The 12153-nt window shown below is 74.4% G+C and carries 16 protein-coding genes; 11 read left to right on the top strand and 5 right to left on the bottom strand.

Translation table 11 applies throughout. The annotated features are described in order from the left end of the window. The first annotated feature begins 73 nt into the window (after window positions 1-73). The 4 genes from NI26_RS15110 to NI26_RS15125 all read left to right on the top strand — a co-directional run bounded on the left by NI26_RS15110 (window position 74) and on the right by NI26_RS15125 (window position 3556). The gene (locus tag NI26_RS15110) at window positions 74-940 is read left to right on the top strand and encodes a hypothetical protein (protein ID WP_066657094.1); all 867 of its coding nucleotides are present in this window, start codon (window positions 74-76) and stop codon (window positions 938-940) included. Then, window positions 937-1431, top strand: a complete 495-nt coding sequence (locus NI26_RS15115; protein ID WP_066657095.1) for a SprT-like domain-containing protein — start codon at window positions 937-939, stop codon at window positions 1429-1431. The genes NI26_RS15110 and NI26_RS15115 overlap by 4 nt, the downstream gene beginning before the upstream one ends. Window positions 1432-1478: 47 nt before the next feature. Beyond that, the gene (locus tag NI26_RS15120) at window positions 1479-2180 is read left to right on the top strand and encodes a CGNR zinc finger domain-containing protein (protein WP_066657096.1); all 702 of its coding nucleotides are present in this window, start codon (window positions 1479-1481) and stop codon (window positions 2178-2180) included. A 74-nt stretch (window positions 2181-2254) separates the two neighbouring features. Continuing rightward, the gene (locus tag NI26_RS15125; RefSeq protein WP_081985137.1) at window positions 2255-3556 is read left to right on the top strand and encodes an Nramp family divalent metal transporter; all 1302 of its coding nucleotides are present in this window, start codon (window positions 2255-2257) and stop codon (window positions 3554-3556) included. 35 nt (window positions 3557-3591) lie between these two features. On the opposite strand, the gene NI26_RS15130 is transcribed toward NI26_RS15125, so the two are convergent. Both NI26_RS15130 and NI26_RS15135 read right to left on the bottom strand, forming a co-directional pair. Further along, window positions 3592-3894 (bottom strand): DUF427 domain-containing protein, encoded by a 303-nt coding sequence (locus NI26_RS15130; protein ID WP_066657097.1) that lies wholly within the window; start codon window positions 3892-3894, stop codon window positions 3592-3594. A gap of 55 nt (window positions 3895-3949) precedes the next feature. Beyond that, window positions 3950-4555: a hypothetical protein gene (locus NI26_RS15135; RefSeq protein WP_066657098.1), complete on the bottom strand. Its 606-nt coding sequence runs from the start codon at window positions 4553-4555 to the stop codon at window positions 3950-3952. 129 nt (window positions 4556-4684) lie between these two features. On the opposite strand from NI26_RS15135, the gene NI26_RS15140 reads away from it, so the two are divergent. Together NI26_RS15140 and NI26_RS15145 are read left to right on the top strand one after the other, a co-directional pair. Beyond that, on the top strand, window positions 4685-5317 hold the full coding sequence (locus tag NI26_RS15140) for a GNAT family N-acetyltransferase (protein ID WP_066657099.1): 633 nt from the start codon (window positions 4685-4687) through the stop codon (window positions 5315-5317). A 74-nt stretch (window positions 5318-5391) separates the two neighbouring features. Further along, complete coding sequence (locus NI26_RS15145; RefSeq protein ID WP_066657101.1) at window positions 5392-5874, top strand: hypothetical protein; 483 nt, start codon at window positions 5392-5394, stop codon at window positions 5872-5874. Between the two features lie 13 nt (window positions 5875-5887). On the opposite strand, the gene NI26_RS15150 is transcribed toward NI26_RS15145, so the two are convergent. Continuing rightward, window positions 5888-6214, bottom strand: a complete 327-nt coding sequence (locus tag NI26_RS15150) for a hypothetical protein (RefSeq protein WP_066657103.1) — start codon at window positions 6212-6214, stop codon at window positions 5888-5890. A 272-nt stretch (window positions 6215-6486) separates the two neighbouring features. Between NI26_RS15150 and NI26_RS15155 the strand changes: the two genes are divergently transcribed. Together NI26_RS15155 and NI26_RS15160 are read left to right on the top strand one after the other, a co-directional pair. After that, on the top strand, window positions 6487-7056 hold the full coding sequence (locus NI26_RS15155) for a DUF1684 domain-containing protein (RefSeq protein WP_066658792.1): 570 nt from the start codon (window positions 6487-6489) through the stop codon (window positions 7054-7056). Between the two features lie 46 nt (window positions 7057-7102). Continuing rightward, on the top strand, window positions 7103-7462 hold the full coding sequence (locus NI26_RS15160) for a GntR family transcriptional regulator (protein WP_066657105.1): 360 nt from the start codon (window positions 7103-7105) through the stop codon (window positions 7460-7462). A gap of 173 nt (window positions 7463-7635) precedes the next feature. On the opposite strand, the gene NI26_RS15165 is transcribed toward NI26_RS15160, so the two are convergent. Further along, the gene (locus tag NI26_RS15165) at window positions 7636-8475 is read right to left on the bottom strand and encodes an endo alpha-1,4 polygalactosaminidase (RefSeq protein ID WP_066658794.1); all 840 of its coding nucleotides are present in this window, start codon (window positions 8473-8475) and stop codon (window positions 7636-7638) included. Window positions 8476-8769: 294 nt separating this feature from the next. Between NI26_RS15165 and NI26_RS15170 the strand changes: the two genes are divergently transcribed. Then, a complete protein-coding gene (locus NI26_RS15170; protein WP_066657107.1) occupies window positions 8770-10449 on the top strand; it encodes a DEAD/DEAH box helicase in 1680 nt (559 codons plus the stop codon). Between the two features lie 141 nt (window positions 10450-10590). Continuing rightward, window positions 10591-10791: a CsbD family protein gene (locus NI26_RS15175; RefSeq protein WP_066657109.1), complete on the top strand. Its 201-nt coding sequence runs from the start codon at window positions 10591-10593 to the stop codon at window positions 10789-10791. Between the two features lie 102 nt (window positions 10792-10893). Here the strand turns inward: NI26_RS15175 and NI26_RS15180 are convergent, their stop codons facing one another. Beyond that, window positions 10894-11436: an NUDIX hydrolase family protein gene (locus NI26_RS15180; protein ID WP_066657112.1), complete on the bottom strand. Its 543-nt coding sequence runs from the start codon at window positions 11434-11436 to the stop codon at window positions 10894-10896. Window positions 11437-11509: 73 nt separating this feature from the next. On the opposite strand from NI26_RS15180, the gene NI26_RS15185 reads away from it, so the two are divergent. Beyond that, window positions 11510-12130 (top strand): alpha/beta hydrolase, encoded by a 621-nt coding sequence (locus NI26_RS15185; protein WP_235426398.1) that lies wholly within the window; start codon window positions 11510-11512, stop codon window positions 12128-12130. Window positions 12131-12153 lie beyond the last annotated feature (23 nt).

Genomic DNA, 12153 nt, shown 5'->3' on the forward strand with positions numbered 1-12153 from the left:
CCGTCCGCGTTCTCGGACCCCCCGTGCGCGTGGCACCGCCCGCTCACGGGAGCCCGCGGTTACCCTCGAACCGATGTCCCTCCCGCCTGACGACAGCCAGCAACCCGACCGCGCTCGGGAACCCCGTCACGCCGCGCCGGGCGACGCCGCCCCGGTCACCGCGGGTGTGAGCCCGGGGAGCACCTTCGCGCCGATCAGCCTGCGGCCGGCCGTCGACGCCGACGCCGTGCAGCAGCGACTGCGCGACCTCGGGCAGAGCCGGAGCACCGAGGCCCTGGCGGAGCGGGCCGAGCTCCTCCGCCTGCTCGGTCGGCTCGACGAGTCGCTCGTCGTCGCGGAGGAGGTCTTCCGGCTGACGATGTTCACCGGTGAGCGGTCGGACAAGGTCGCCGCCCGCATCCGTCGTGCGCACGTGCTGCACGACCTGGGACGCCACGAGCGCGCCGCGACCGAGGCCGCGATGGCGCGCGACACCGCCCGGACCGAGGAGTGGCCGGAGCTCGAGGGCGCCGCCGCCGAGCTCGAGGGCTGGTCGCTGTTCGAGCTGTCACGGTTCGACGAGGCCCGGTCGGCGCTCTCGCGTGCCTACCAGGCCTTCCGGCAGGCAGGGGCTCCCTCGGAGCGCACCGAGGCACTCCGCACCGCGGTCGAGGCCGCGCTCCGCGCCTCGGTGGCGCAGCCGAAGGCCCCCGAGGACAAGCCCCGCACCGCCCGCGAGGTCGCCGCGCGCCGGGCCGAGGACGACGAGCCGCAGACGACCCGCGTCGCCGAACCGGTGAAGCAGGTCCCGCCGGTCCGTCGCCGTGTGCTCGGAGCACCCGACGCCGCACGCACCGACGCCGACGACATCTGGGGTCGGATCGCGGCGAAGGCGGCGCAGAAGGGTCAGGCGCCGCGCGACGAGCCCACCGACGACCTGCGGGACCCCGGCGCACGGTGACGACGCAGCCCGCAGCGGCGACGCAGCCCGCGGCGACGCTCGAGCGGGTCCGTGCACGAGCCGAGCACCTGCTGGCGGTGCACCTCGGCCCGGGCGGGTGGACGTTCGCGTTCGACCACGCCAGGACCCGCGCGGGGCAGTGCGACTTCGGCCGCCGACGCATCACGGTGAGCCGGCACATCGTCACCCGGGTGTCGGACGACGACGTGGACCAGGTCCTGCTGCACGAGGTCGCGCACGCGCTCGCCGGTCCCCGTGCCGGTCACGGTCCCGTCTGGCGACGCACCGCGGCGGACATCGGGTACACCGGCTCCCGCCTGTACGACGGGCCCGTCGCGTCGGAGCTCGCGCCGTGGGTCGGCACCTGCCCCGCGGGCCACGAGCACTTCCGCTACCGGACACCGACGCGCCCCCTGGCCTGCGCCCGGTGCGCGCGACGCTTCGACGGCCGGAACCTCATCACCTGGGAGCGGCGCGCGGCTACCGCATGATCGATCCGGCACGTGGAGGCGCGCCGGGGAGCCGTTAGCCTGGGCGGATGCACACGGGGCAGCACATCCGGACGGACAGCGGGTCGTCGTGGTTCTTCGACGCCGGCCGGATCGCCCTGGACTTCGCCCACACCGGTGGGTTCGCCGACGATGCCGACGGCCGTCGCCCCCGCGCCCGGCTCGGTGAGCTCCTCGTGACGCCGGCCGACCTGGACGAGTGGCTCGGCGACCACACCGAGCCGATCGACGTCGGCGCGACGGCACGGGAGCTGCAGGACGCCCGAGCCCTCCGCGCCGCGATCGGACGACTGGCCGTCGCCGCTGCCCCGGCCCCCGTCGGCTCGTCGGGCCCCGCCGAACGGACCGCGGTCGCGGCCGGGCTCCGCGCCGGTACCGGTCGGACCCGGCCGGCACCGGACGACATCGACACGGTGAACCTGTTCGCGGCGCTGCCGGACGTGCCCCCGAGCCTGCCCGGGGGCCGACGCCGCGCGGGTGCGAACCGGGTCCGTCTGGCCCAGGCGCTGTCGAGCGTGGCCCGCGACGCGGTGGCGCTCTTCACCGAGGTGGGCTTCGACGACGTCGCCGCGGACGGACAGGCGACCCGCCTCAGCCGGTGCTCGGCGGACGACTGCGGGCTCGTCTTCTACGACTCGTCGCGTGGCGGCACCCGCCGGTGGTGCTCGATGCAGCGGTGCGGCAACCGCGCGAAGGTCCGCGCGCACCGGGCGCGACGCGCGGCCGCCTAGGGCGCCCTGCCCGGACGACTCGTGACACGCCGAATCTGAGGATTCGGTCCGCCGAAACCTGGCAGGCTGTCGGCATGTCCGACACCGCCGCCGCCCGCCGTACCCCCTCCGGACGTCTCGACGACGGCACCGACGGACCCGGCCCCCGACCCGGTCCCGGTCGGCCGCGTCGCCGCGCCGCCGGCCTCACGCTGCTCGGGCCCGCCTTCGTCGCCGCGATCGCCTACGTCGATCCGGGCAACGTCGCGGCGAACCTGACCGCCGGTGCACAGTACGGGTACCTGCTGCTCTGGGTGCTCGTCGCCGCGAACGCCAGTGCCGTCGTGGTCCAGTACCTGTCGGCGAAGCTCGGGGTCGTCACCGGGAGGTCGCTGCCGGAACACCTGGGCCTGCGGATGCGTCGCACCCCGCGCCTGCTCTTCTGGGCCCAGGCCGAGGTCGTCGCCGCCGCGACCGACGTCGCCGAGGTCATCGGCGGGGCGCTCGCGCTGCACCTGCTGTTCGGCCTGCCGCTCGTCGTCGGCGGCGTGCTCACCGGCGTGGTCTCGATGGCGATCCTGCTCCTGCACAGCCGCCGGGGCACCCGCACGTTCGAGGCCGTGGTGACGACGATGCTCGCGGTCCTCACCGTCGGCTTCTGCGCGGGCCTGCTGTCCGCGCAGGTCTCCCCCGGCGAGCTCGTCAGCGGCCTGGTCCCCCGGTTCGAGGGCGCGCAGTCGGTGCTCCTCGCCGCCTCGATGCTCGGTGCGACGGTGATGCCGCACGCGGTCTACCTGCACTCGGCCCTGGCACGGGACCGGCACGGCGACGTCCCCGCCGGGCCGGAGCGCCGCCGGGTGCTCGTCGCGACGCGGTGGGACGTCGGGCTGGCCCTCGTCGTCGCGGGCGGCGTCAACGTCTGCATGCTCGTGCTCGCCGCCGCCACGCTGCCCGGGGTCGCGGGCACCGACACCATCCCCGGCGCGCAGGCCGCGATCGCGGCGAACGTCGGCCCCGTGGTGGGCGTGCTGTTCGCGGTCGGCCTGCTCGCGTCCGGTCTGGCGTCGACCTCGGTGGGCTGCATGGCCGGCGCGGAGATCATGCACGGGCTGCTGCACGTCCGCATCCCGGTCGCGGTGCGCCGGCTCGTCACGCTGCTGCCCGCCGTGGTGCTCCTGGCCGTCGGCGCGGACCCGACGATGCTCCTCGTGCTCAGCCAGGTGGTGCTGAGCTTCGGCATCGCCTTCGCGATCGTGCCGCTCGTGGTCTACACGTCACGGCGGAGCATCATGGGCGAAGACGTCAACGCGATGACCACCCGCGTGGTCGCGGGCGTCATCGCGCTGGTGATCGTCGCCCTCAACGTGGCGCTCGTGGTGCTGACGCTGGCCGGCTGAACCCGCCGGACGACGACGACCGGGTCGTCCCCGCGTCAGTCGACGACGCGGACTTCCTTCCAGAAGGCGTAGTAGCCCGAGTAGTCCTTGCCGACCCGGTCGAACGACGACGGGATCGGCGTGGGGTAGGTCCAGGCGCGGTCCGGCAGCGCCTGACCGTCGACCGTGACGGTGTAGTACTGCGTGTCGCCCTTCCACGGGCAGTGGTACTGGGTGTCGCTCTCCGAGAAGAACTCCGGCGCCACGCTCGACGGCGGGAAGTACCAGTTCCCCTCGATCTGGATGAGGTCCTCCTGCGGAGCCTCCGCGATCACGGTGTCGCCGACGACTGCCTTCATGACGTGCTCCTTGCGATCAGCGGCGTCCTGGCGACGCCGGTCCCGATCGGGAACGCTACGCCCGGGTGCCGGATTCCCGCAGGACGACGAGCTCGGGCCCCGCGGCGAGCGCCGCGTGCACCGTCTCCCGGTCCAGGTCCGCCGCACCCTCCGCGGCGCTCACGAGGTGCCGCACCGCGCGACGGAGTCCCGTGTACGCGGCGCAGGCGGTGGCCGCCTCGGGCGAGGTGTGGTCGATCCCGACCGTGACGAGGGCGTCGACGACGGCCCCGGCGGCGAGCAGGTCCTCGACCGCGGGCTCCGGCGTCTCCGCGCCGTCCGTCGGCTCCCCGGCGGCGTCCGCGACGGTGACGCCGGGGTCGGTGGTGCGGCCCGCGGCGACGACCGCGACGACGCACCGGTCCCCGCGCTCGGCCTGGAGGCTCGTCACGCGTTCCGCGACCGCCGCCGCGTTGCCGAGGTGGCCGAGCACGACCTCCGGGCCGTCGGGCAGCAGCGCTGCCGCGGCCCGCGCCCGTGCCGCGGGGTCGGCCCCGCCCCCGGACGGTTCCGGCAGGACGTCCACCCACACCACGAGGTGCGTGCCGTGCGCGATCCGGTCGGCACCGGCGCTCCCCCACGCGAACCGGACCTGGTACTGCTCCTGGGTGCGTGCTGCCACCGGTCCACGATAGCCGCGGGCCGTCCCCGTCCGTCCCCGTCGGTCCCTGTCCGTCCCCACAGGAGCCCGGTCCACAGCCGGTGCCCGCTCGACCCCGCTGTCGGTGCCGCGACCGTAGGATCGGTGACCATGGAGATCGCCACCGTCCCCACGCTGACCGGCGACCGCGTCACCCTCGAGCCCCTGGCGGCCGAGCACGCGGACGACCTGCGGGCGGCGGTGGCGGACGGCGACCTCTGGCGCACCTGGTACACCTCGGTGCCGGCCCCCGACCGGGTCGAGGCCGAGATCGACCGGCGGCTCGGCGAGCACGCGGCGGGGCGGATGGTGCCCTTCGCGATCCGTGACCGCCCGACCGGTCGCGTCGTCGGGGCGACCACCTTCGCGAACATCGACACCGCCAACCGTCGCGTCGAGATCGGCTACACCTTCCTGGCGCGGGCGGCACAGCGGAGCGGGATCAACACCGAGGCGAAGCTGCTCCTGCTCTCGCACGCGTTCGACACCTGGGACTGCATCGCCGTCGAGTTCCGGACGCACTGGCACAACCAGCAGTCGCGGGCGGCGATCGCCTCGCTCGGCGCGAAGCAGGACGGCGTCCTGCGCAGCCACTCGATCGGCCGGGACGGCACGCTGCGCGACACCGTGGTCTTCTCGATCACCGCCACCGAGTGGCCGACCGTGCGCCTGTCGCTCACCGAGCGCCTGCGCACGCGGGACCGTGCCGAGGGCGCACGGCGTCGGGCCGCCCGGCACGCCTGACCCGTCGGACGCACGGGTGCACCGTCCCCCGCGGGGACGTCGCCCGCCCAGCGCCACGGCGTAGCGTCCGCAGCATGCACGTCGGTCTCCGCATCGTCCTCGACGCCCCGGTCGACGCCGTCCGCGACGCCCTGCTGTCGCCCTCGGTGATGGTCGCCGTCACGAAGCCGTTCCTCGTCTACCGCTCACGGTCACCGGAGGGACTCCCGGAGCGCTGGACCCCCGGCGTCCCGCACCCGATCACCGCCGACGCCCTCGGGGTCGTGCCGAGCGGCGACACGCACGTCGACATCGACCTGTACGAGGTCGACGGGGTGCCGGTGCAACGCGACAACGGAGGTGGCACCTCGGGGCTCTTCGGGCGGATGACCATGCGGCACCGGATGGCCACCGTCGACCTCGGTGACGGGCGGACCCTGCTGCTCGACCGGCTCACCTACCGGATGCGCCCCACGCTCCTCGGGGCCGCACTCTGGCCGGGCATGTGGGTCATCTGGCAGTGGCGTGCGCTCCGGATGCGGCAGCTCGCCCCGTCGTGGGGCCGTCCCGGGCACTGACGCGCGACGTCCGTCAGGACTTCGGCTGCTCGTCCACCTGCACGTGGACGGCGTAGTCCGTGCCGTCGACGTCACGCACCTCGACGACGGAGTCGTACACGGTCGTGTCACCCTCGGCACCGATCTCGCAGTGCACGGTGTCCCCCTCGACCAGGTCGATCGGGTCCGTGCCGCAGTCGACCAGCGGACGCTGACCGACCTCGCGTTCGAGTGCGTCGGCCACCACGTCCTCGAACCCCGACGGCGACACCGTCCGGTTCGCGGAGGCGGACACCGTGCACCCGCTCAGGACCGCGACGAGGGTCAGACCCGCCACGATCGGGGCGATCGAGCGGTGCACGCGTGGTGCCGCCCGTCCCGCCGTGGTCCGCGCGGCGGCGGTCCGTCTGGTCGTCGTTCCCCTGGTCACGTCGCCCGTCCCCTCGTCGGTCGCTGTCCGACCAGTGTGCCAGGGCCGTCACGGGAGCACCCGCAGGGGACCGTCCACAGCCCCGGCCCGTCGCTGGCGGGTCCGGAGCACCCGGGCGTACGCTCGTCCTCGTGAGCCAGACGCAGGAGCCGAGGGCCCAGGACCGCGTGCACAGCACCCTCGCCACCGTGGACTGGCGGCGGATGACGTTCGACCTGTACCGACGGGTGCGGGCGACGGCCGACCCCGAGACCGCGCACGCGATGTGGCGCGAGACCCGCGACGCGATGTTCGCCGAGCACCCGGCCAGTCCGCTGCTCGACGAGGACGCCCGCGACTTCGAGGCGCTGCCCGTGCCCGACTACGACCCCGAGTGGCGGTTCCGCGCGCGCATCGAGTCCGCCGAGCCCCGTGCGATGGACGTGGAGACGGGCACCGACGGCGTCGTGCACTTCGACCGGCTCGGTGTCGTGCGGCTGCCGGGCATCGGCACGCTCGACGTCTGGTCGCACGGCGGCTACGCGGGCGGGGTCTTCGTGCCCGTGAAGGACGCCAGCGCGGGTCGTGCCCGCGGCACCTACGGCGGCGGGCGGTACCTGCTCGACACGATCAAGGGTGCGGACCTCGGCGGCGACGACGGCGAGCTCGTCCTCGACTTCAACTTCGCGTACAACCCCTCGTGCGCGTACGACCCGGCGTGGGCGTGCCCCCTCGCGCCCCCGGGCAACACCGTCGCCGTGCCGATCCCGGTCGGCGAGCAGTACGACTTCTGACACGACGCACGCACGAGCACACGGACAGGACGCAAGGGTGGATCGCATGACGGGACTCGTGGCACTCGACGCGGGCGGCCGGGTGCCGCCCTTCGAGCAGGTCCGTTCGCAGATCGCGGCGCAGATCGCCGCCGGGTACCTGGTCGACGGGGAGCGCCTGCCGAGCGTGCGGGCCCTGGCCGAGGAGCTCTCGCTCGCCGCGGGCACGGTCGCGAAGGCCTACCAGCTGCTCGAGGAGGCCGGGCTCGTGCACACCGCCCGGGGCGCCGGCACGCGGGTGGTGCGGCCGGCCGAGGTGCCCGACGCCGTCGCCGGGGCAGCGCACGCCCTGGCCGCCGCCGCGCGAGCGGCCGGGTTGTCCGCCGACCAGGCCGCAGCGGCACTGCGCGACGCCTGGCCCGCCTGAGGCGACCGCCCGCCGTCCGCGACGCGCGGGGCGGACGCACACCGTGCCTCCCGGCCGACCGCCGCGCGCGCCCTCCGCGACACGCAACGTCGGCGAGGTCTCGCAGCGCTGTGCTCCTGCGCACTGCCGCCGACGTTGCGTCGCGCCGGGCGGGACGGGACCGGACGGGGTCCTCAGCAGTGCTCGAAGACGTACTCGTCCGACGCCGGGGTGACCAGGTCGCGGTCCCGCAGGATCGTCATGGCCGGGCGGTCGCGCAGGCGGCACACCGATGCCCACGAGCGGTCTAGCGTGTCCGCGTACTCGACGTCGACCACGCGCTTCCCGTACGCGGCCGTGTAGGCCGAGCACTCGTCGTACTGCACGCACTCCTCGGCGACGACGAAGTCGAAGCCCGTCGACTGCCGCCCGGCCTTCCCGAGCTGCGGCGTGTTCTTCTGCCCGACGGCCAGACCGCGGTCGTGCCCGAGCCGCACGAGCGTCGCCGCCAGCGCGAGGTTCCCCGCGCGGGTCAGTCGCTTCCCGGACCGTGTCCACGAGTCGAGGTTGTCGAACTCGACGGCGGCGAACCCGCGGTCGGCGCACCGCGCGACCGACTTCGTGAGCTCCTTCGTGATCGCGGCGCGCTTCGCGGCGGTCCGGGTGTCGAGGAGCACCTCGTCCGGCCAGCCCGGGTCGGCCACGAGCTCGCCGGAACCGTCGCGCAGCAGTGCCGACGGCGCCCGGCGCTCCCACCCGGCGAGCGCTCCCGGCTGGGTCTGGAAGCCGTTGACGTAGCAGATGGAGTACTTCCCGGCGGCCGGGCGGTCGGTGCTGTCCCGCTCGACGATCGTCACCCCGGACGGCGGCGTGTACCCACCGCCGAGCTGGTAGTCGGGGCGCCCCGAGGTCGGCAGGTTCCGGTACGAGGAGGCCGTCGACCCGGCGGGTGTCGCGGCCTCGGCACAGCCTGCGCTGCCGAGGACGGCGACCAGCGCGATCGCGGTGGTCAGGAGGACGGATCGCGTGCGCACCACGGGATCATCGCACGCCACATCGCACGCCACGTCGCACGCCCGACGCGAACGGCCCCGGCTCGTTCGACGAGCACCCGCTATGCTGGTGGTACTCGAGGCGCCGATCGCCTCGTGCGTCGTACGGACGCCCCCGACTCCCGACCCTCATCCGGTCGATGATCGCGCACCGACATCCCGGTGCCAGGCTCTCTGCTGCGGCGACCGCGTCAGCCTCTGCTGACGCGGGGTTCCCGCCCGCGCGCCACATGCCAGCGCGCCCACGGCCGGCACGAGCCGGCCCGAAAGGTCACCATGACCAACCAGGACATCCGTTTCTCCGACCTCGGCGTCCCCGCGCCGATGGTCCAGTCCCTCGCCCAGCAGGGCAAGGAGACCGCGTTCCCGATCCAGGCCGACACGCTCCCCGACTCCCTGCAGGGCAAGGACGTGCTCGGCCGCGGGCGCACCGGCTCCGGCAAGACGATCGCCTTCGCGATCCCCCTGGCCGCCCGTCTGGCCGCGAGCCGTCGCCCGCGCCGCGCCGGCCGCCCCCGTGCGCTCGTGCTCGCCCCGACCCGTGAGCTCGCGACGCAGATCGACGCGACCCTCGCCCCGCTCGCGAAGTCCATGGGCCTCAACACGACGACGATCTTCGGCGGCGTGGGCCAGGGCCGTCAGGTCGACGCGCTCCGCGCCGGTGTCGACGTGGTCGTCGCCTGCCCGGGCCGCCTCGCCGACCTCATGCAGCAGGGGCACGTGAGCCTCGGCGACATCGAGGTCACCGTCCTCGACGAGGCCGACCACATGGCCGACATGGGCTTCCTGCCCGGCGTGACGAAGATCATGCAGGCGACCCCGGAGCAGGGGCAGCGCCTGCTGTTCTCGGCCACGCTCGACAACGGCGTGGACAAGCTCGTCAAGAAGTTCCTGCACAGCCCGGTGATGCACTCGGTCGACGACGAGACCAGCCCGGTCGAGGCGATGACCCACCACCTGTTCGAGGTCGCCGACGCCGACGCGAAGAAGGACCTCGTCCGCGCGCTCGCCTCGGGCACCGGCCGCCGCATCCTCTTCATGCGCACCAAGCACCACGCGAAGCGCCTGGCGAAGCAGCTCACGAGCCAGGGCATCCCGGCCGTCGACCTGCAGGGCAACCTGTCGCAGGGTGCGCGTGAGCGGAACCTCGCGAAGTTCTCCTCCGGCGAGGCCCTCGTGCTCGTCGCCACCGACGTCGCCGCCCGTGGTGTGCACGTCGACCACGTGGAGCTCGTCGTGCACGTCGACCCGCCGACCGAGCACAAGGCGTACCTGCACCGTTCGGGCCGCACCGCGCGTGCCGGGTCCTCGGGTGACGTCGTCACCGTGACGCTGCCGGCCGAGCGCCGCGACGTCGCACAGATGATGCGTGCCGCCGCGATCAAGGTCACCCCGCAGCAGGTCACCGCGACCTCGCCGGCCGTCGCGTCGCTCGTCGGCGAGGTCGCGCCGATCCGCCACCTCGCTCCGGAGCAGCCCGCACAGCAGCAGCGCCAGCGGCAGCCGCGTGCGACCGAGACGGGTCTCGCCGAGTCCGCGGGCGGCGGTCGTCGCCGTGGTCGCGGCGGTCGGTCGGGAGGCTCGACGCAGGCTCCCGAGACCGCCTCGGCCGGTCGCGGCTCGGGTCGCGCCGCCGGTGGTCGCGGTGATCGTCCGGTCACCGCGGGGGCTCCGGCCGCCGCTGGTGGTACCGGGCGCGCCGGTGGTGCCGGTCGCGGCAACGGCTCGGGCTCGGGTGCTGCAGCGTCGGGCGGTGCGGCCGCCGGTGGGCAGCGTCGTTCGGGCGGGAGCCGTCGGGCGTCGAGTGACGTCGTCCGTGGCGGGTCCGCCCCGGTGTGGTCGTCCGAGGGCGGCTACGCAGCGGGTCGTTCCGGTGCGGGTGAGTCCGGCGGCGGTCGTCGCCGCGGCGGCTCGCGTCGCGCATCGCGTCCGGCGGGGGCTGCCGACCGCCACTGAGCGGTCCGCTCGGCCGGAGCGACGGTGTCCGGAACCTGGACGCCCGGTGGGAGCATCGGGCGTCCCCCCGCGTAGGTTCTCCTTCACCGACGGCCGCGCGAGTGGCCGACGGGGAATCGTCCGTCGTTGGAAGGAGACCGTATGGCTGGCAGCGAAGAGAACCACACCGGCGAGAAGCTCGTCGGCAAGGTCAAGGAGGGCGTTGGCAACCTGACCGGCAACGACAAGCTGAAGGCCGAGGGTCAGACCGACCAGGCCAAGGCGTCGGCCAAGCAGGGTGTCGACGACGTCAAGGGCGCAGCGCACGGCGTTGCGGACTCCCTCCGCGACGAGAAGCACTGAAGCCGGTCCACGACCGAGCTGCGAAGCCCCCGGAACCGCACGGTTCCGGGGGCTTCGTCGTGTGCGGGCACCGCGCCGGTTCGGTCGCGGGCGCGGGCGCCGCTAGTGCAGGGCGCCGACCGAGGCGAGGCCGGCGCGCAGGAGTGCGCCGCGGCCGCCCTCCATCTCCTCGGCGACGGCGTCGGAGGCTGCCTCCATCGGGCTCATCCACGTGAGCTCGAGGGCGTCCTGCCGGGGCTCGCAGGTGCCGGTGACGGGGACGACGTACGCGAGGGAGATCGCGTGCTGCCGCTCGTCGGTGAACACCGAGGCGCCGGGGAGCGGGAAGTACTCGGCCACCGTGAAGGGCGTGGGGCTCGCGGGGAGCTGCGGGAACGCCATCGGACCGAGGTCCTTCTCGAGGTGCCGGAAGAGCGCCGTGCGGATCGACTCGCCGAACATCACGCGGCCGGAGACGAGCGTGCGCGCGATCGAGCCGCTCGGGGCGACACGGAGCAGCACGCCGACCTCGGTCACGACACCGAGCCCGTCGGTCCGGACGGGCAGGGCCTCGACGTAGCAGATGGGCAGTCGACGACGGACGTCGGCGAGCTCCTCGTCGGACAGCCAGCCGGAGTCGGGGTCGGGGGTGCGCAGCGAGGCCATGCACCGTGTCTACCAGTCGCCCCGGCGAGTTCGGCGGGAGGCGCGGTCGCCGTGGACGGCTAGCGTGGTCCCCGTGATCGATGCGGACATCGTGCAGTGGACCCGTCCGACCGGGCAACGCGCGGGCACGCCCCTGCTCGTGGCCATGCACGGGGTGGGGTCGCACGAGCGCGACCTGCTCGGGCTCGCGCCCGCGCTGCCGTCCGTCTGGACCGTCGCATCGCTCCGCGCACCGATGCCGTGGGGTCCCGGGTTCTCCTGGTACCCGCTCGGCACGCCGGGGTCCCCCGCGCTCGAGCCGGTCGACGCCGCGGTCGCCGGTGTCCTCGACTGGATCGACGCCGTGTCCGCCGACCACCCGCGCATCGGTCTGCTCGGGTTCTCGCAGGGCGGGTCGATGGCGCTGCAGCTCCTGCGTGCCCGACCGGCCGCGTTCGCCTTCGCGGTGTCGTTGTCCGGGTTCGTGGTGCCCGGGGTGACCGACTCCCGCGACGAGGCGGTCGCGGCCGTCCGTCCCCGGGTCTTCCTGGGACACGGCGACCTCGACCCGGTGATCCCGGCCGAGGCCACCGCGCGGACGCAGGCGTGGGCCGCGACGCACACGGACGTGACCGACCGGACGTACGTCGGCCTGCCGCACGCGGTGTCCGCCGAGGAGCTCGCCGACGTGGCCGCGTTCGTCGACGCGTCCTGACGGCCGCTCCCGCGACGGATCCG

The sequence above is a fragment of the Curtobacterium sp. MR_MD2014 genome (genome assembly GCF_000772085.1).
GTDB lineage: Bacteria > Actinomycetota > Actinomycetes > Actinomycetales > Microbacteriaceae > Curtobacterium.